The 18,296-nt window shown below is 64.7% G+C and carries 21 protein-coding genes and 1 pseudogene; 15 read left to right on the forward strand and 7 right to left on the reverse strand.

Features of this window, described 5'->3' with window-relative positions; genetic code table 11:
• Window positions 1-147: 147 nt before the first annotated feature.
• Entirely contained in the window at window positions 148-1,179 is a 1,032-nt protein-coding gene (locus ACFX5Q_RS06090; protein ID WP_404276169.1) for a histone deacetylase family protein, read from the forward strand.
• 39 nt (window positions 1,180-1,218) lie between these two features.
• On the opposite strand, the pseudogene ACFX5Q_RS06095 reads toward ACFX5Q_RS06090, so the two are convergent.
• A pseudogene (locus ACFX5Q_RS06095) lies at window positions 1,219-2,411 on the reverse strand (TMEM43 family protein).
• Window positions 2,412-2,866: 455 nt separating this feature from the next.
• Between ACFX5Q_RS06095 and ACFX5Q_RS06100 the strand changes: the two are divergent.
• Both ACFX5Q_RS06100 and ACFX5Q_RS06105 read left to right on the forward strand, forming a co-directional pair.
• The gene (locus ACFX5Q_RS06100) at window positions 2,867-3,571 is read left to right on the forward strand and encodes a helix-turn-helix transcriptional regulator (RefSeq protein WP_006204105.1); all 705 of its coding nucleotides are present in this window, start codon (window positions 2,867-2,869) and stop codon (window positions 3,569-3,571) included.
• Window positions 3,568-4,338 (forward strand): response regulator transcription factor, encoded by a 771-nt coding sequence (locus ACFX5Q_RS06105; protein ID WP_404276171.1) that lies wholly within the window; start codon window positions 3,568-3,570, stop codon window positions 4,336-4,338. Before ACFX5Q_RS06100 ends, ACFX5Q_RS06105 begins: the two co-directional genes overlap by 4 nt.
• A gap of 118 nt (window positions 4,339-4,456) precedes the next feature.
• Here the strand turns inward: ACFX5Q_RS06105 and ACFX5Q_RS06110 are convergent, their stop codons facing one another.
• From ACFX5Q_RS06110 to motA, 6 genes are read right to left on the reverse strand one after another with little or no spacing between them, the layout of a single operon-like run.
• Complete coding sequence (locus ACFX5Q_RS06110) at window positions 4,457-4,891, reverse strand: hypothetical protein (protein WP_192177903.1); 435 nt, start codon at window positions 4,889-4,891, stop codon at window positions 4,457-4,459.
• Window positions 4,888-5,970: a flagellar biosynthesis protein FlhB gene (flhB, locus tag ACFX5Q_RS06115; protein WP_404276173.1), complete on the reverse strand. Its 1,083-nt coding sequence runs from the start codon at window positions 5,968-5,970 to the stop codon at window positions 4,888-4,890. Before flhB ends, ACFX5Q_RS06110 begins: the two co-directional genes overlap by 4 nt.
• A gap of 24 nt (window positions 5,971-5,994) precedes the next feature.
• Entirely contained in the window at window positions 5,995-7,011 is a 1,017-nt protein-coding gene (locus ACFX5Q_RS06120) for a flagellar motor switch protein FliG (protein WP_192177901.1), read from the reverse strand.
• Between the two features lie 30 nt (window positions 7,012-7,041).
• Window positions 7,042-7,428 carry a flagellar motor switch protein FliN gene (fliN, locus tag ACFX5Q_RS06125; RefSeq protein ID WP_404276174.1) on the reverse strand — a complete coding sequence of 129 codons (387 nt, stop codon included), beginning with the start codon at window positions 7,426-7,428 and terminating at the stop codon, window positions 7,042-7,044.
• Between the two features lie 34 nt (window positions 7,429-7,462).
• Window positions 7,463-8,398 (reverse strand): FliM/FliN family flagellar motor switch protein, encoded by a 936-nt coding sequence (locus ACFX5Q_RS06130; protein WP_404276176.1) that lies wholly within the window; start codon window positions 8,396-8,398, stop codon window positions 7,463-7,465.
• A 31-nt stretch (window positions 8,399-8,429) separates the two neighbouring features.
• A complete protein-coding gene (gene motA, locus ACFX5Q_RS06135) occupies window positions 8,430-9,305 on the reverse strand; it encodes a flagellar motor stator protein MotA (protein ID WP_192177899.1) in 876 nt (291 codons plus the stop codon).
• Window positions 9,306-9,476: 171 nt separating this feature from the next.
• Here motA and ACFX5Q_RS06140 point away from each other — a divergent pair, with 171 nt between their 5' ends.
• The 12 genes from ACFX5Q_RS06140 (at window position 9,477) to flgH (ending at window position 18,278) form a co-directional block, all read left to right on the forward strand.
• Complete coding sequence (locus ACFX5Q_RS06140; RefSeq protein WP_404276178.1) at window positions 9,477-10,253, forward strand: DUF1217 domain-containing protein; 777 nt, start codon at window positions 9,477-9,479, stop codon at window positions 10,251-10,253.
• Window positions 10,254-10,260: 7 nt separating this feature from the next.
• Window positions 10,261-10,983: a flagellar basal-body rod protein FlgF gene (flgF, locus tag ACFX5Q_RS06145; RefSeq protein ID WP_404276180.1), complete on the forward strand. Its 723-nt coding sequence runs from the start codon at window positions 10,261-10,263 to the stop codon at window positions 10,981-10,983.
• 4 nt (window positions 10,984-10,987) lie between these two features.
• Window positions 10,988-12,409 (forward strand): flagellar protein export ATPase FliI, encoded by a 1,422-nt coding sequence (gene fliI, locus ACFX5Q_RS06150; RefSeq protein WP_404276182.1) that lies wholly within the window; start codon window positions 10,988-10,990, stop codon window positions 12,407-12,409.
• Window positions 12,390-13,190, forward strand: coding sequence for a hypothetical protein (locus tag ACFX5Q_RS06155; RefSeq protein ID WP_404276184.1), 801 nt, complete (start codon window positions 12,390-12,392; stop codon window positions 13,188-13,190). The genes fliI and ACFX5Q_RS06155 overlap by 20 nt, the downstream gene beginning before the upstream one ends.
• 95 nt (window positions 13,191-13,285) lie before the next feature.
• Complete coding sequence (gene flgB, locus ACFX5Q_RS06160) at window positions 13,286-13,666, forward strand: flagellar basal body rod protein FlgB (protein WP_404276186.1); 381 nt, start codon at window positions 13,286-13,288, stop codon at window positions 13,664-13,666.
• Between the two features lies 1 nt (window position 13,667).
• Complete coding sequence (flgC, locus tag ACFX5Q_RS06165; RefSeq protein WP_404276188.1) at window positions 13,668-14,084, forward strand: flagellar basal body rod protein FlgC; 417 nt, start codon at window positions 13,668-13,670, stop codon at window positions 14,082-14,084.
• Window positions 14,084-14,419, forward strand: a complete 336-nt coding sequence (locus ACFX5Q_RS06170) for a flagellar hook-basal body complex protein FliE (protein ID WP_404276190.1) — start codon at window positions 14,084-14,086, stop codon at window positions 14,417-14,419. Before flgC ends, ACFX5Q_RS06170 begins: the two co-directional genes overlap by 1 nt.
• A gap of 9 nt (window positions 14,420-14,428) precedes the next feature.
• Window positions 14,429-15,217, forward strand: a complete 789-nt coding sequence (flgG, locus tag ACFX5Q_RS06175; protein ID WP_192177892.1) for a flagellar basal-body rod protein FlgG — start codon at window positions 14,429-14,431, stop codon at window positions 15,215-15,217.
• 6 nt (window positions 15,218-15,223) lie between these two features.
• Complete coding sequence (gene flgA, locus ACFX5Q_RS06180) at window positions 15,224-15,748, forward strand: flagellar basal body P-ring formation chaperone FlgA (protein WP_404276192.1); 525 nt, start codon at window positions 15,224-15,226, stop codon at window positions 15,746-15,748.
• Window positions 15,745-16,986, forward strand: coding sequence for a flagellar basal body P-ring protein FlgI (locus ACFX5Q_RS06185; RefSeq protein ID WP_006204087.1), 1,242 nt, complete (start codon window positions 15,745-15,747; stop codon window positions 16,984-16,986). The genes flgA and ACFX5Q_RS06185 overlap by 4 nt, the downstream gene beginning before the upstream one ends.
• Before the next feature lie 3 nt (window positions 16,987-16,989).
• Window positions 16,990-17,577, forward strand: a complete 588-nt coding sequence (locus ACFX5Q_RS06190) for a MotE family protein (RefSeq protein WP_404276195.1) — start codon at window positions 16,990-16,992, stop codon at window positions 17,575-17,577.
• Window positions 17,574-18,278, forward strand: coding sequence for a flagellar basal body L-ring protein FlgH (gene flgH / locus ACFX5Q_RS06195; RefSeq protein WP_404276196.1), 705 nt, complete (start codon window positions 17,574-17,576; stop codon window positions 18,276-18,278). Before ACFX5Q_RS06190 ends, flgH begins: the two co-directional genes overlap by 4 nt.
• The last annotated feature ends 18 nt before the right edge of the window (window positions 18,279-18,296 follow it).

Raw genomic sequence — 18,296 nt, forward strand, 5'->3', positions numbered from 1 at the left:
GCTAGCAGAGAATTGGCGTCTGGCAAGCCATCCCGTGCTGCCCCCAAGCAACAATTCGCTATGGCCCTTGGCGACACCGAAACTCTCTGTCACAAAGCAGTGAGAGACCCGCAGACACGCAACCCGAAGAGCGAGCCAACTCCCAAAATGAAGACAGTTTTTTCCCCTCTCCATGCCGGTCATGCCGGCCAGATGGAACTGGTGACGGCGGCGATCGTGCTGGGTTTCGAGAAGCCGTCGCGGGCGGAATTCATCAGGGCGCGGGTCGAAAGCGAGAAGCTCGGGCCGATCATCGCTCCTGCCGAGCATGACCTTGCCGCCGCCAAGCGCATCCACAGGGCAGACTACATCGACTTCCTGCCGACGGTGTGGCCGCAATGGACGGCCGCCGGCTTCAAGGGCTCGGCCATGGCCTTCACCTGGCCGACACGCGGCCTGCGCGGCGACGCGCCGCCGCAGCGCATCGATGCCTTGCTGGGCTACTATTCGTTCGACGCCGGCGCCACCTTCGTCGAAGGCACCTGGGCCGCGATCAAGTCCTCCTACGACGTCGCCCTGACGGCGGCCGGCCTGGTCAAGGTCGGCGAACGATCGGCTTTCGCGCTCTGCCGTCCGCCCGGCCATCACGCGGGTGCTGCCTTCATGGGCGGCTATTGCTTCATCAACAACGCCGCCGTCGCCGCGCAATGGTTCCTGGACCAGGGCGCAAGCCGCGTCTCCATCCTCGATGTCGACTACCACCACGGCAACGGCACCCAGGAGATCTTCTACGACCGCGGCGACGTCCAGGTCATCAACCTGCATGGCGACCCGATGACCGAATATCCGTTCTTCCTTGGCCATACCGACGAGCGCGGCGCGGGCGATGGTGAAGGCTTCAACCTCAACTACCCGATGCCCTTCGGCACTGGCTGGGACGCCTGGAACGCCTCGCTGGAGGACGCCTGCGCCAAACTCGCCGCCTATGCGCCCGATGTCGTCGTCGTCTCGCTCGGCGTCGACACCTTCGAGAAGGATCCGATCAGCCAGTTCAAGCTGAAAAGCGCCGACTACCCCAAGATCGGCCGCCGCATCGCGCGGCTCGGCCTGCCGACGCTGTTCGTCATGGAAGGCGGCTACGCTGTCGAGGAGATCGGCATCAACGCCGTCGGCGTGCTGACCGGCTTCGAGGATCGCTAACAGCCAGGACCGGACGGCAACCCCGCCCGGCTCTCGCGATCAGGTCGGGGCGCCAACGCCTGGCGCGGCTGCCGGAGCGGCCGGTCTGCGCGACCGGCCGAGATAGTAGACCGCCGCCGCGGCGATGAGGCCTGCCGCCAGGATGCCTGCCGCCAGCAGCGGCCGGTACCAGAACCAGGCGATGGCGATCGTCGTCGTCCCGACCAGGATCGCCAGGAAGAAGGCGATGATGCCGGTTCCCATCCGCGCGATGCTGCCGAGGAACGGAATGACGTCGAGGATGACGCCGATCGGGCTGAGAAACAGGGCAAAGCCGATCGTCAGCAGCAGCAGGCCGGCGGCACGCAACAGCCAGGTGATCAATGTGTTTTCCGAGACCGCGTCGGCGAACATCTTTGCCGCCGGCACATCGCCGGTATCGACCATGACCAACTGGTCGCCGGCAACGGTCTGGTAGGTTCGAACTGGCTGCCGGTCTGGCGCGCCACGATGCTGATCACACCGAGCGGCGCCAGGTCGTAACCGATGCGATAGTCGCCCAGCGCCGGCGATATCGCATCGGCGCCGAGGTAGATCCCGCCGTCGACGATGGTGACGGGCTTCGTGCCGGCATAGGCGGCCTTGATCGCGGCCGACTGGCTGGACGAGAGCGAAAATTCCTTGTCGCCTTCGATGCGATCGAGCACCGGCGTGTCGAGCATGAAGGCGCCGAGCTTGCCGTCCGGAATCTGGAAGGTCCTGCTGTGGATCGCCATCGGCGGATTCTGGTGGCCGTCCGGCTTCTTGAAATCCGAGGAATCGATCTGGCTGTCGTCCCACACCTTGGAATAGCTGTAGGTCGTCACCGTCTCCTCGCCGCCGCCGAGCTTCTTGGTCGTCTCCGACTTCGATTCCTCTTTCCACTGATACATCTCGACACTGCGCGACAGGCGCAGTCCTTGCGCCGCAATGCCGAAATCCGGATCAGCGAGGCCGCTGTCCGCGATCACCGGCCCGGTGACATGCACGAGCTTGCCGTCATTGCCGGCATCGATGCTGTCGGCGCTGACCGAGACGACGGCGCCCGATCCCTCGGCCAGCGAGCGCGCCGTCTGCACCGCGCGGCCCTCGTTCCAGAACAGGCCGATGACCATCAGCACGATCAGGAGCAGGCCGAAGACCACCCCGCCGACAGCGCGCTTGATCCGCCCGAACCACGAAACGGATGTCACTTCCCGAAATGAATCGCTCATTGTTGCCCCCGCAAAGTCGCCGGCATGGACGCCCAGCCATTCCCGCTCCCGCGAATCCTATCGGAATCAGGCGCGCGCCGATACCGCGGGCCCGCACCGGCTCCTGCTTTTCCCGTCGAAAAATCCGGCCGAAGGCAACATGAAACGGCCGCTGAGTCGCAATCGGAGTCCATCGGATTCGTTTTTGTCAAATCGCATTTGATGTCGGATTCATCTGCGGGTAGATTAGACCCGAATCAGCCGGTCCTTGGGGGGCGCGGCGACCAACCCAAAGTCTCAAGTACCGGCATCGTCCGGCACCAGACGCGGACGGCTTCGCGTTCCCTGAATGGATTCGGCCTGGTTGGGCGCTGACCGCGCCCAGAGTGTGTCTTCGTCAAAGTGATGCGTATTCGGGTTCGGCCGCTGGCAAAGCCAGCACCGGGCACATGGATCGATTCCGGCCAAAGCATAAAATGGGCAGTCCCGCCGCGCTTCTCCAATCCGAACCATCGCGCCTTGCGTCTCGCGGCGACCTCACCAGCTTTTTCATGCAGCTTGCCGCAGAGATCGGCGCCGACAGCTACATGCTCGTCGCCATCGTCCACGACCAGGACCGCAACGACGCGCGCATCGTGTCCTCCAACTGGATTTTCGACGCCATCGAGCTCATCGGCAAACGGCTGATCGGCGGCCTCGCCCAGGGTCCGCTGACCGCGGCGCCCGGCATCCGCCCGCAGGCGCTGGTGGCAGCGCATGCCCCCGACACCGGTGGACTGCTCACCGGCGAGGAGGCTCGGCTTCTCGACGTGCTCGGCCATGCCGAGATCTACTCGCTCAGGCTGAACGTCGGTCGCCAGCGTCTGTTCGCACTGTTTTCAGCTGCCGAACCGGGCAAGATCGACCAGCCGGCGCTGATGAAGGCTCAGTTGAAGTGCTGCTACGCGCTCTCCACCATCCCGCAGCTGATCGCCGCCGCCGCCATGCAGGATCCACTGTCCGACCGCGAGCGCGAATGCCTGTTCTGGGTGTCCGAGGGCAAGACGACGGACGAGGTCGCGCTTATCCTTGGCGTCTCGTCGAACACCGTCAACAGCTACATCACCCACGCCATTCAGAAATTCGCGGCCAGCAACCGCGCGATGGCCATCGCGACGGCGATCAGGAGCGGCATCATTTGAAACACGCACACGTCAAGGAGGCGGCCGAAGCCCTTTTCAACGAGCAGCGCAATCCGTTCGGCGCCTTCTCGCTTGGTTCCGAAACCCATCACGCCGTCACCATTCCGGATGCCGTGCGCCGCTGCCGCTGGATCGCCGTCGACATCAACGCCTCGGCCTTCGGCCTGTTCTTTGTCAGCCCTTCGGCGGAGCGGGCACGCCTCGTCCCCTGCTTCGATTCCGACTATCCCAGCACCGCGGTGGCGACAAAATTCATCTCTGGCGCCAATGGCGAGGAGATGGTGCGCCACACCCGCATTTCGACGGCGCCGCGCTGGTGGGCCGACGACGGCATCGCCAGCTCGCAGGAGACCTTCAAGGACCTCGCCTGGTCGGAACGAACCGCACCCTTGGCGCCAGGCACCAATGGCATTGCCTTCCCCGTTCATGCCGATCGCGGCCAGTGCGGGCTGGTCGTGTTCCTGGGCTCGGAGATCGCCTTGCCGCAAGACGCGCTCTACGAAATCCATGCACGCAGTTTCACGCTGTTTGCCGCGGTCGCCCGCATGCGCCCGAGCGACGCCGGCAGGATGCGGTCGATCTCCAAGCGCGAGCTCGAATGCCTGAAGCTGACCGCCAACGGCAACACCAGCGAGGAGATCGCCAAGCTGCTTAAGCTGTCGGTGCACACCGCCAACCAGTACTTGACCCAGTCGACGCAGAAGCTCAACGCAGTCAACCGCAACCAGGCGGTGGCCAAGGCGCTGCGGCTGGGGTTGATCGAGTAGGCCTGGAAATTCGCTCTCGGAAATGACCGAAGGTGGCGCGGCGGCGTCGCGGCAACATCGACAAGCGCGCAGTGCACGAAGCGACTCCGACGTGCTCCCACCAACAAGCGCCTGATTTTCAGAAGGCGAGCGGCTCGGTCCTGCGGATGCGCGCCTGCTCGATCACGGCCTCCAGCAAGGCGGTGTTGTGCTCGGGGTTTTCGCCCGGCTTTTCGAATGACACGTAGTTGACGGCCACCGACGATTTGTCTTCGTTCAACGTCAGCTGGAAATAGACAGTGACGCCGGGCGGCCTGAGCTCCAGATCCAGCACGATGCGCGGACTGCCGCTCCAGTCGACATGGGCCTCGCCGCCATGGCCGAGCCTGAGCGTGCCGGCCATGAAGAACAGTTCGGCCGCCGAATCCACCAGGTCTGACAGGCAGGCGAAATGCTCCAGCCGGATGAAGGCGATGTAGTCGGCGACATCGATCAGCCTGAGCTCGGCGATCACCTGCTCGATGGCGTTGGCGACGATGATCTCGCGGGATTTTGCGTAAGGTTGCCGGTTCATGAGGTCAGTCTGCGCTCAGCCTTTTTCGAGTAGACGATCCGCACCAACTCGGCGACGGCCTGATAGAATTGCGACGGGATCACGCTATCAACCGAAACTTGCTTGTACATGGAGCGGGCAAGCGCCACGTCCTCGAAGATCGGGATATTGTTCTCTCTGGCGATCTCACGGATCTTGAGCGCCACCAGATCCTGGCCCTTGGCCAGCACCAGCGGCGCCGCATCCTCGTCGCGGACGTATTTTAGCGCGATCGAGAAGTGGGTCGGGTTGGCAATGATCAGCGTGGCGCGCGGCACCGCCGTCATCATCCGCTTGCGGGCGCGATCGCGCGCCAACGATCTGAGCCGCGACTTGACGATCGGATCGCCTTCCGCCTGCTTCATCTCGTCCTTGACCTCCTGCTTGCTCATGCGCAGGTCGCGCCGCCAATGGAAACGTGACCAGACCAGGTCGACCGTCGCAATCAGTCCTATGACGAAGACGATCGCCACCAGGATGTCGATGACGATGCCCCTGATGACGAGACCGAAAGCGACCGGGTTGGTGATCATCCCGGCGAGCAGCTTGCGGTGGTCCTCCGACAGCGTGAAGAAAAGCACGACGACGGCCAAGCCGAGCTTGCCCAGCGATTTCAGGAACTCGACGAAGCCCTGGGCGCCGAACAGGCGGCTCCAACCCTTGGTGATCGAAATGCGCGACAGTTGCGGCCTGACCCGCTCGCCGACGAACTGCGGCATGTTCTGCAACACCGAAGCGCCGACGCCGGCCACCACCAGCAACACCAGCAGGCTGACGACGGCGCGGCCGATCTCGAACATGACGGTCTTGTAGAGCGCGATGACGTCGGTCTCGGTGTCCATCGGCCAGGCCTCCGGCTTCTCCAGGAACATCGACAGGAACATGCCGAGATCGACGATGGCGTCCTTGGCGTAGAAGACGGTGAACACCAGTATGGCGACGAAGGACGTGAAGATGGCGGTCTCGCGCGAATTGGGCAGCTTGCCCTGTTCGACCGTGTCACGGATCTTCTTTTCTGTGGCTTCCTCGGTTTTCGAGTCCTTGTCGACCGCCTCAGCCATATTGGACTAGCCGGCCCGTCGCCATCAGGCTGCGGCGTTCTGCGTCGAGGAGGGCAGTTCGAAAGCCCCCTCGCGCGACAGACGGATCGTCGCCACCGCGATCGTCTTGCGGGCAGTCATGATGTCTGCAAGGGCGATGCCTTCCGAGCCCTGCCCGAGTTCGGATTCGATCATGCGCCGCGAACGTGCGCCGATCGCCGACAGCACCGATTCGGTCAGCGCCGGCGGTGCGCCGCGCAGCGCCAGCGTAACCAGTTCTGTCGACAGCCCGTCGAACAGAAGCACCCGCGCTTTCTGGGTCAGCAACGGCAGGTCGTCGAAGGCGAACAGCCGCGACCTGACGCCGTCGAGGTCGGGCGTGCCCGCCTCTTCCAGGTCCTGCATGACCTCTTCGAGCTGCGGCTTGTCCATTTCGTTGAGCACGCTGGCGACCCGCGCCTGCCCGGCAGAAATGTCCTTGGTTGCGGCTTGCGACAGCAAACTCGAGCGCAACTGGCTTTCGACGATCTTCGCGGCCGCATCCGGAATGGTCGCCATCGTCACCATGCGCTTGATGATTTCGCCGCGCATCGGTTTTGCCATGGTCAACAGCACGTTCGCCGCAGCTTGCGGGGCAAGCTTCGACAGCACCATGGCCGCGGTCTGCGCGTGCTCGCTGGCGAGGAAGGTGCCTAGCCGTGCCGGCTCGAGCTTCTCCAGATCGGGCCAGATCGGCTGCGGCCGTTCCGGCGCCACCTCGAACTTCTTGTCGCCCATAATGGCGCTCATTTCTTCCGGCGACAGCGACTCATTGAGGATCGTGTCCATCCTGTCGGCGGAATCGAGCAGCCCCGCGCCTTCGGTGAACTCGGCCTCGAATTCGGCGACGATGCGTTCGAGGTCGCTCTGCGGAATCGTGCGCAGCAGCCGCGCCCCCTCGATCAGCGCCTTGAGTTCCTCCTGCTTGAAGAATTTGAGCAGCCGGCTGGCCGAGGGCTTGCCCATGGCTACCAGTATGGCGGCGGCCTTCTGCGGGCGCGTCAGCGCGGTAAGCGTCGTCATGCTGTCTGTCCCTGCGACACGCCGGTTATCCTATGCACTCATCGTGGCCGCGATGATTTCGGTCAGCCTGATGCCGAAGCGCGACGGGTCGCTTTCGAGCACGGTGATCTCGCCGCGCGCGATCTTGCGGCCGTTGACCACCACGTCGACGGGTTCGCCGATGCGCCGGTTGAGCGCCACCGTCGAGCCCTTCTGCAGCGCCATCAGGTCGGACACCGGCATTTCGGTGCTGCCGAGGATGATCTGCACATCGACCGGGATGCTCATGATGATGTTCGAATTGGCGCCCGATGCCGCGCGGAAGGCAACGTCCGGACGCTTCTCCTCTTCCTGGAGAACGCCGCGCAATTCCTCGATGGCACGGTCGAGTTGCTCGTCCGGCTGGTCGAGTTCGGCTTCCACCTTGGTCTTGGCCATTGATCGTCTCCCAAAAAACTCGAGCCTGCCGGCGTCAGCCCGGCATCAGCCCATCGATGAAGTCCTGCCCAGCATCGTAGGGATGGCGGACGCGAACGGTGTAATTCTGGCCGAGCTTGCCGAACTCGCAAACGAATAGCGTCTTGTCGCGTGCGCTGAGCCGCGCCTGCGATTGCGCGGTCTCCTCGAATTCGATGATCTGCCCCACCTCGAGGCTGGCGAGGTCGCCAAGCGTCAGCCGCGCGAGCGGCATGGTCGCCTTCAGCGTCACCGTCGAGCGCATCACCTCTTCCGAGAACCGCGCCCGCCAGTCCGACCCCGTCGTCTGGTCGTCATTGGCACCGGCCGCGCCGCCACGGGTCGCCAGCAGGATGCGTTGCGGGATCATCACCGTGACCGTGCCGCTATCGGTCGGCGTCGAGATGCCGAAGACCATGCGAACCGCCGCTCCATCGCGCAGCACGCGCCGCTTGGCTTCCGCACCGGACATCGCGCGCTGTACCGGCAGCCGCAGCTCGAGCGAGCGCCTGCCCGATCCGTTCAAGGCCTGCGCCACTTCCTGGAACACCATCGTCGCCACGTCGGTCTCGATCTGCGACAGCTCACGCTCGATCGGCGAAACCGCCAGGTCCGGATCACCCCCGAACAGCGCACAGACCATCACCGCGATGGCAGGCGCATCGATCACCAGAGTCATGGCGTCGGAGGACGTCGGCGACGTAACGATGGTCATGGCGAATGTGTCGCCGGCATACGCGCGCGCGTCGGGCACGCGGCTTACCTCTACCGCGCGCAGGTCGACGGTGACTGGTGCGCCTAGTTCACCGGCGAGGCTCTTCTGCAGCAGCGGCACGGCGCGCTCGGCCATCCCGCGCCCGGCGCCGATGACATGGGCGGCTTCGCCGCTGTCGCCGACCAGACGCTCGATGATCAAGGAACGGGTCTCGGACGGACTGCCTGGGCTGGTCATGACGACGAACGGCCTCTGTCGCTGCGCATGCTCAGGCCGCTTTCTTCTCGGCCGTGCCGGTGTTCATCGTGCTCTGCTCGACGGCGTCGATCGTCGGCCGCTCGTAAGACGAGATGGTCTTGCGCCCGAACTCGATCGCGACCTGCGGCAGGGCGCCGTTCATATAGGCCAGCAAGGTCTGCTTGACGATGATATAGAGCCGGTTCCGCTTCTCGCGCACGGTCTTGATCTTGGTGGCGACCGGCCCGACCAGAGCATAGGACAGGAAGATGCCGAGGAAGGTTCCGACAAGCGCCGCGCCGATCAGGCCGCCGAGGATTTCCGGCGACTGGTCGAGCGCGCCCATCGCCTTGACCACGCCGAGCACGGCGGCCACGATGCCAAGCGCAGGCAGGCCGTCACCCACCGCCACCAGGGCATGATAGGCCTTCATCTTGTCGGCCTTGATGGTGTGTATCTCCTCGTCCATCAGCGCCTCGATCTCATGCGAGCGCGCATTACCGATGATGATGATGCGGCAGTAGTCGCAGATGAAATGCGTCAGGTCATGGTTGTGCAGCACCGTCGGGAATGCCTGGAAGATCGCCGATTCCTCCGGATTGTCGATATGCGCCTCGACCTCGCTGCGTGACTTGGACCGTAGCTCGCGCATCAGGCTGTGCAGTACGCCGAGCGTTTCAAGATAGTCCCGCTCCTTCGGCACCGCCTGCTTGAAGGCTTCGAGAATGCCTTTGCCGGTATCCTTGACGGTCTTCATCGGGTTGGCCACGAGGAAGGTGCCAAGCGCCGCACCGCAGATGATCACCGCTTCCCATGGCTGCATCAGCACGTGAAGATGGCCGCCCATGGCCATGAAGCCGCCGAGAACGCAGCCGAGCGTCACCACCAGTCCAATCAGAATGCCCACGCAAGATCCTTCCGCATGTCGCTTCAGGATCAACGGATAATCCCCGTGCCTTGTGTGAGGCTTGAATCCCCAATGTTGCACGAGCGTCGCGAAACATGTCCCGACACGGATTCAGCTTCGCGCAAGGAAGTGAGGATATTGTCCTGACATAGCTTCGGCCGGAGGCGCAGCGTGTTGGACACTTATACGAGCTATCAGCTCATCACCAAGGACATCACCAAGTCACTCGACCAGGTCGAGGCGCAGCCTGTCGTGAAGCGCGACACCGACTATTATCTTGCCAATATCGGCAACGTCAAAACCATCGACGATTTCGTCAAGGACACACGCCTGTTCACCTATGCCATGAAGGCATACGGCCTCGGCGACATGGCCTACGCCAAGGCTTTCATGGTCAAGGCACTGAAGGAAGGCGTCTCGGACGAGGACAGCTTCGCCAACAAACTGACCGACAAGCGCTACGCCGCCTTCGTCAAGGCATTCAATTTCGCCGCCTATGGCGAGACCGCCACGCTGTTCCCCGCCGCCCAGCAGGACACGGTCGACAAATACATGCGCCAGACGCTGGAGGAAAACGCCGGCGAGACCAATGAAGGCGTGCGGCTGGCGCTGTACTTCGACCGCAAGGCGTCCAGCATCACCAACTGGTACGACGTGCTTGCCGATACCGCGCTCGCCAGCGTGGTCCGCACCGCGCTCGGCCTGCCGGATTCCTTCGCCTCCGCCGACATCGACAAGCAGGCGCAGGCGTTCGAGCAGAAGCTCGACATCGCCGATTTCACCGACCCCGAAAAGCTGAGCAAGTTCCTCACCCGCTTCACCAGCATGTGGGAGATCAACAACCCGACCTCGACGGCGCAGACATCGGTCAGCGTGCTTTTCGCCCAGCCGACCACGGTCGGCATATCTACCGATCTGATGATGGCCATGCAGAAACTGAGGTTCTGAGAACACCATGCAGGACAGCCTCTACGTAGCCCTGTCGTCGCAGATCGCGCTCGAGCGCCGGCTCGACACCATCGCCGACAATGTCGCCAACGCCTCGACCATCGGCTTTCGCGCTACCGGCGTGAAGTTCGAGGACGTCGTCTCCGGCACCGGGCCAAAGTCCGTCTCTTTCGCCTCTTCCGGTAACACCTATCTTTCCAATGCGCATGGCTCGATGACCGAGACCGGCAATCCCTTCGACTTTGCCATCCAGGGCGACGCCTGGTTCGCCATCGAGACGCCCGTCGGCACGGTGATGACACGCGACGGCCGCTTCTCGATGAACGATGCCGGCGAACTGATGTCGATCGAGGGCCATCCGGTGCTCGACAGCGGCGGCGCGCCGATCCAGCTCGACCCGCGCAACGGCCCACCCAGGGCCGGTGCCGACGGCTCGCTGCGCCAGGGCGATCAGCTCGTCGGCGCCATCGGTCTCTACGATTTCGACCCCGGACAGAACTTTGTCCGCTACGGCAATTCGGGCATCGTTCCAGCGCGTACGCCCGAGCCGGTCACCGACCGCTCCGATGTTGGTGTCGCGCAAGGGTTCCTGGAAGAATCCAACGTCAATCCGGTGCTGGAAATGACCCGGCTGATCATGGTCCAGCGCGCTTTCGAGAACACCGCGGCGCTGATACGCCAGGCCAATACGACCACCGACGACGCGATCAAGACGCTCGGCTCCAAGTAGCGGCATGTCGACCGGCCTGCCCTCGATACGCGCCCTGGAAAAGCGGCCCGACGCCGCGCCGCAAGACCGGCTGGCGGCGCTGGAGCATATCTGGCGCCGGTTCGATGACCCAGATGCGTTACTGCGGCGCGGCGGCCGCGTCGCCGAAATCTCGCCGACCCATTACAAGGTGCGCGGCCTGTCTGGCATCGCCAGGCTGGGCGACATCGTCGAGCAGCGCGGCCATTCCGGCACGCGCCGTGGCGAAATCGTCAAGATCGGTCGCGACGAGGTCGTCGTGGCGCCTTTCGAACGCAGCGCCGATGCCGGCATCGGCGACGCCGTGTTCCGGCGCGGCCCGCTGACGGTGACGCCGCACGCCTCGTGGCGCGGACGTGCCATCGACGCGCTCACCCGCGTCATCGACGGCGGTCCGCCGCTGGTGAGATTGGGCGTCGCCGTGGGAGAAGGCACGACGACACCGGGCGCCATGGCGCGGCAGCGCGTCGGCACCGCTTTCATGACCGGCGTTCGGGTCATCGACATCTTCACCCCGCTCTGCTTCGGCCAGCGTCTCGGCGTCTTTGCCGGATCGGGCGTCGGCAAGTCGACGCTGCTGGCGATGCTCGCTGGCGCCGATGCCTTCGATACGGTCGTCGTGGCGCTCATCGGCGAACGCGGGCGCGAGGTGCGCGAATTCCTCGAGGACACGATCGGCGCCGAAAGCATGGCCAAGACCGTGGCCGTCGTCGCCACCAGCGACGAGAGCGCGATGATGCGCCGGCGCGCACCCGACACCGCCATGCGCGTCGCCGAGCATTTTCGCGACCAGGGCCATCGCGTGCTTCTGGTGCTCGATTCGATCACCCGCTTCGCCCATGCGCTGCGCGAGGTGGCGACGGGGACCGGCGAGCCGCCAGTCGCGCGTGGCTACCCGGCCTCGGTGTTCACCGATCTGCCCAAGCTGCTCGAGCGGGCCGGACCCGGCATCGAGGGCCCGGGGGTCCAAGGCAAGGGGTCGATCACCGCCATCATCTCGGTGCTGGTCGACGGCGACGACCACAATGATCCGGTCGCCGATTCGGTGCGCGGCATCCTCGACGGCCATGTCGTGCTCGACCGCGCGATCGCCGAACAGGGACGTTATCCGCCGGTCAATCCGCTGTCGTCGATCTCGCGCCTGGCCGACAAGGCATGGAGCCCCGAGCAGCGCATGCTGGTGACCCGGCTGAAGTCGATGATCTCGCGCTTCGAGGACACGCGCGACATCCGTCTGCTCGGCGCTTATCAGGGCGGCGCCGATGCCGAGCTCGACATCGCCGTGCGCCAGGTGCCGCTGATCTACGAGGCGCTGACGCAGTCGCCGAGGGACCGCGCGTCGGTCGATCCGTTCGCCGATCTCGCCCGCCACCTGAAGGGAAAGCAGAATGGCGATGCAGGAGAGTGAGCGTCAATACACCGAGCGCATCTTGCGCGAGATGATCGCCGAGGCCAACGCCAAGGAACAGGCCAGGGCTGACGAAGCGAGAATTGCCAAGGCACTTTCTGCCAGGGCCTGGGTTGCCAAAGCTGAGGCTGCACTGGCCAGGGCTGCCAAGCCTCCCCTCCCTAGGGGTCCCCAGGCCGAGGCTGTCGAGATGACAGAGGCCAGCCGCGACTCGCTCATCGACGGGCTGTTTCCGCGCACCGAATGGCCGCAACCGCCAAAGGTGGAATTTCCCCGATTGGGAAAGAAGCCCGACCGGCGCAGCGACTTTGTCGTCGCAGCCCTTGGCATCACGCTCGGCCTGATCTGCGCACTGTTTCCCTGGTACATTTTCTTCAACCAGGAACAGTTCGGCGTGCAGGCGCTCAACTTCGGCGGCAGCGGCACCAATCCCGGTCGTGTCAGCGGCAGCTCGCATCTGGAAAATCGCGGTGCGCCGCTGACGGCCAAGGATGTCCCCCCCGATGTCGACCTGTTCGCCACCGGCACCTTGCCCGACCAGACCGAGGATCCCGACCAGGCGCCTGGTCTCGAGCAGCAGCCCTTCCCGGCCGATGCCGGCAAATTCCGCATGGTGCACGTCGCCAACGGCCGCGCCATGATCGAGGACGACGCCGGCCTGTGGATCGTCCAGCGCGGTTCGGTGCTGCCGGATTCCAGCCGCGTCTCGTCGATCGAGCAGCGCGGCGGCAATTGGGTCATGGTCACCAGCACCGACCAGGTGATCGAGCTCTCCAAATAGCCGCGTCAGGGCCACGCCCCCGCTGACGCAGGTTCAGCGCAAGGTCCGCGCAAGACTGGCAGCCTAGTCTTGTGCGTACCCGCCCGGAGATTCCCATGGAGCCCGTCAACCTTTTCGATCTTGCCACCAAGCAGTCGCAGTGGCTGGCCGTGCGCCAGTCCGCCATTGCCTCCAACATCGCCAACGCCAACACGCCGGGCTACACCGCAGGCGATGTCGAGCCCTTCGAAAAGGTCCTCGACCGCACAGCGGTGTCGCTGCAGGCCACCCAGGCCGGCCACCTCGGCACCGAGGCGACCAATGCCGGCTTCACCGTCAAGCCGGAGGAAACCACCGGGTCGATCATGCCGTCCAAGAACACGGTGGTGCTGGAAGACGAGTTGATGAAGGCCGGTGAGGTCCGTCGCTCTTTCGAGCTGAACACCGCGATCGTCAAGGCTTTCCATTCCATGATGATGATGGCGGTGAAGAGCTGACATGGACGCGCTGACCGCAGCCCTCAAAGTCGCCGCATCCGGCCTCGGCGCCCAGTCGGAGCGTCTGCGCGTGGTCTCGGAAAACCTCGCCAACGCCCAGTCGACGGGCACGACTCCGGGCTCCGATCCTTATCGCCGCAAGACCATCAGCTTTGCCTCCGAGCTCGACCGCTCATCCGGCGGCTCGCTCGTCGAGGTCAACTCGATCGCCCGCGACCCCTCGGATTTTCCCGTTGAATTCCAGCCTGGCAACGAAGCCGCCAACGACAAGGGCTACGTCAAGATGCCCAACGTCAACGTGCTGATCGAAATGGCCGACATGAGCGAGGCCAACCGCTCCTATGAGGCCAATCTTCAGGTCATCAAGCAGGCGCGCGACCTGATTTCCATGACCATCGACCTGATGAGGAACCAGTAATGATCAGCGGCATCGGCAACATTGGCGCACTTCAGCTCAAACCGGTGACCGAAGGCGCCGAAGGGGCGACAGGGCTGTTCCAGGGCATCGTGTCGCCGCAGGCCACGGAGAATGTCGGTGCGTCCTTTGCCGAGGCGCTGAGCCATGCTGCGTCGAAGACCGTCAACACCTTGCAGAATGCCGAGCAGGTATCGATCAAGGCGCTCAGCGGCGACGCCGATACGCGCCAGGTCGTCGACGCCGTCATGAGTGCCCAGCAGGCCCTGCAGACGGCGGTCGCGATCCGCGACAAGGTCGTCTCGGCCTATCTCGAAGTCAGCCGCATGGGCATTTAGGAGCGCATCATGAAAGCACTCGCCATCGCCGCCACCGGCATGAACGCCCAGCAGACCAATCTGGAAGTCATCGCCAACAACATCGCCAACATCAACACCACCGGCTACAAGCGCGCCCGGGCCGAATTCTCCGACCTGCTCTATCAGGTCGACCGCACGCAGGGCGTGCCCAACCGCGCCAACACCTCGCTGGTGCCGGAAGGCGTCTCGATCGGTCTCGGCGTCAAGACGACGGCCGTCCGCAACGTCCACACCCAGGGCGAATTGACCAGCACCGGCAACAGCTTCGACATGGCGCTGACCGGCAGGGGCTGGTTCCAGATCGAGGGCGCCGACGGCGGCACGCTCTACAGCCGCGCCGGCGCCTTCAACACCAACGCCACGGGACAGCTGGTGACTGTCGACGGCGCCAATGTCGTCCCGGCCATTACCGTGCCTGCCGATGCGGTCGAGGTCATCGTCAACAAAACGGGCCAGATCTTCGCCCGCATCGATGGCCAGACCGATCTCCAGCTTCTCGGCCAGCTCCAACTCGCCAACTTCGCCAACGAGGCCGGCCTCGCACCACTCGGCGACAATCTGTTCCAGGAGACTGCGGCTTCGGGCCCGGCCAATGTCGGCGTGCCCGGCGACCCGGGCTTCGCTACGGTCGAGCAGGGCTATCTCGAGGCGTCCAATGTCGATCCGGTCAAGGAAATCACCGAACTGATCTCGGCGCAGCGCGCCTACGAGATGAACTCCAAGGTCATCCAGGCGGCCGACGACATGGCCTCGGTGGTGTCCAAGAACATCAGGTAACGGATGATGGCCTCGCCGACCTCCCGCTCCGCATTCCTCCGCACCGCGCTGATCCTGGCGCTGGTGGCCGGCGGCGTGCCCGCTGTTGCCCAGGAGTCGGCAAATCAGTCGGCCAATCAGATCGCCAGCAACCAGACCGTCAGCGAAGTCGTGCTGATCCCCAACCGGGTGATCTATCCGGGCGAGACGGTCGAGCTTGGCGTCCTGAAGCAGGTGACGCTGCTGCCGGGCAAGCACAAGCCTGATGCGGTCGCCACGCGGGCCGAGGAACTCCAGGGCAAGGTCGCCAAGCGCACGCTGCTGCCCGGCCGCTACATTCCCACCGCCGCCATCCGCGACGCCTGGCTGGTCGAGCAGGGCGCTGCCGTGCAGATCTATTTCACCGCCGGCGGGCTGACCATCTCGGCTTCGGGCGTCACCCTGCAACCAGGTGCTGCCGGCGACCTCGTCAAGGTTCGCAACGTCGACAGCGGCAAGATCATCTCCGGCACGGTGATGGCCGACGGGACCATCAGGGTCAGCGCGACATGACGCGCGGACTTGCCTTATTGCTGGCGGCCGTTCTCGGCCTGCAGCCGGCCCTGGCCGACGGGCTGACGCCCAAGGCCAAGCGCGAGCTCGCCGCCAGGAACGGCGGCGTCTACAACGATCCGGAATACGACCCGGCCACCACCAGCCGGATGTTCCGGGTGTCGAATGGGCCGAGCTCGCTGCCACCGGGTCAAGTGGCGTCGCGCATCAAGGACATCGCCCAGTTGCAGAGCGCGCGCGACAACCAGCTTGTCGGCTACGGTCTGGTCATTGGCCTGGCCGGATCGGGCGACAGCCTGCGTAATTCGCCTTTCACCGAACAGTCGATCCGCGCCATGCTGGAAAACCTCGGCATCGCCACCGAGGGCGGCAGTGCCCGCGCCAAGAACGTCGCCGCTGTCATCGTCACCGCCAACATGCCTGCCTTCGTCCAGTCGGGGGCCCGCATCGACATCGACGTCTCCTCGATGGGTGATGCGACATCGCTGGCCGGCGGCACGCTGATCATGACGCCGCTAAAGGCCGCGGACGGCGAGATCTATGCCGTCGGACAGGGATCCGTCATCGTTTCGGGCTTCACCGCCCAGGGCCAGGCCGAGCAGCTGACACAAGGCGTGCCGACCGCCGGACGGGTGCCGAACGGTGCCATCGTCGAGCGTTCGGTGCAGGCCGAGTTCGACGACCAGGCCGTGCTCACCTTGCAACTGCGCAACCCCGATTTCTCGACCGCCATTCGCATCGCCGACGCCATCAATGACTACACCGCGCAGCGTTTCGGCATGCGCGTGGCCGCCGAACGCGACGCCCGCACGGTGCAGATCAGAAGGCCGAAGAACGTTTCGGCGGCGCGCTTCTACGCCGAGATCGAAAATCTGGTCGTCGAATCGGACACACCGGCCCGCGTCGTCATCGACGAGCGCACCGGCACCATCGTCATCGGCAACGACGTCAAGATCTCGCGGGTCGCCATCAGCCACGGCACGCTCACCGTGCGCATCACCGAGGCGCCGAGGGTCGTTCAACCCGAGCCTTTCTCCAAGGGCGAGACCGCGGTCGAGCCCTTCACCGCCATCGAGGCCACCCGGCCGGACGCGCGCGTCGCCGTGCTCGACGGGCCCAACCTCGAAACGCTCGTTTCCGGCCTCAACCGCCTCGGCGTCAAGCCCGACGGCATCATTGCCATCCTGCAAGGCATCAAGTCGGCCGGCGCCCTGCAGGCCGACCTGGTTCTCCAATAGGCCATGCCGATGATCGATCCTTTCTCCGTAAAACCGAACTCTCGCTTCGCTGGGCCGGCGCTTCTCGCTTCGGCCCTCGCCGCCATGCTCCTGACCATCGGCCCGGCCGGCGCCGAGGACACGGTGCGCCAGGTGCTGCCCAGTGGGCCGCCGCCGGTGGCCCCGCAGCAACTGACGAAGGAGAAGGCGCCGGACGAAAGCGAGATCCAGCGCTTCTGCTCCAACATCGCCGACGCCGCGCGCGACCGCCGCTATGCGCTGCAGGCGCAGGAGCTGAAGGAACTGCAGGCCGGCATCGACCAGCGCATGAAGGCGCTGGAAGACAAGCGCGCCGAATACGAGCAATGGCTGAAGCGGCGCGAGGTGTTCCTGGCGCGCGCCGAGGACGGCGTCGTCAAGATCTACGCCGGCATGAAGCCCGATGCCGCGGCCGAACGCCTGGCGATGGTCAATGTCGACCTCGCCGCCGCCATCCTGATGAAACTCGATTCGCGCAAGGCCGGCGTCATCCTCAACGAAATGGACCAGAAGGCGGCGGCAGCGCTCACCGGCATCATGGCCAGCGCGGCGCGAAGGGTAGATCCGTCATGATCCGCAGAATGCTCATCCTGCTTGGCGTCGCCGTGCTGTCAGGCTGCGGCACCGATCTCAAGGAGGTCGGCCGGGAGCCTGCGCTGTCGCCGGTCGGCTCAGGCATCACCGGCAGCGTCAACGCCCCCTATAGCTATCCTGAAGCACCGCCGGCGCCTTTGAAGAAATTCTCGCTTTGGGATGATCGCCAGAGCCGGCTGTTCACCGATCCGCGCGCACTGCGCGATGGCGACATCCTGACGGTCAAGATCAAGCTCAACGACAAGGCGAACTTCAAGAACCAGAACGACAGGAGCCGCACCGCCGCGCGCAAGCTCGGCTATGACGTCACGCTCGGATGGGAAGGCAACAGCACAAGCGGCAAGGGTGATGCCGGCCTGAGCTCCAGCACCGAAACCAACGCCGACGGCGAAATCAAGCGCTCGGAAAACCTCGAGCTGAACGTCGCCGCCGTCGTGACCGAGGTTCTGCCCAACGGCAATCTGATGATCCGGGGCTCGCAGGAAGTGCGCGTCAACTACGAGCTCAGGGTGCTGACCATCGCCGGCATGGTGCGGCCGTCCGACATCGGCGCCGAGAACACCATCTCCTACGAACGCATCGCCGAGGCGCGCATCTCCTATGGCGGCCGTGGCCGCGTCAGCGAGGTCCAGCAGCCGGCTTACGGCCAGCAGGTCCTCGATCAGGTCCTGCCTTTCTAGGACGGGCCGGAAGGGGAA

It is taken from the genome of Mesorhizobium sp. IMUNJ 23033 (genome assembly GCF_044778005.1).
In the GTDB taxonomy this organism is placed as follows: domain Bacteria; phylum Pseudomonadota; class Alphaproteobacteria; order Rhizobiales; family Rhizobiaceae; genus Mesorhizobium; species Mesorhizobium amorphae_A.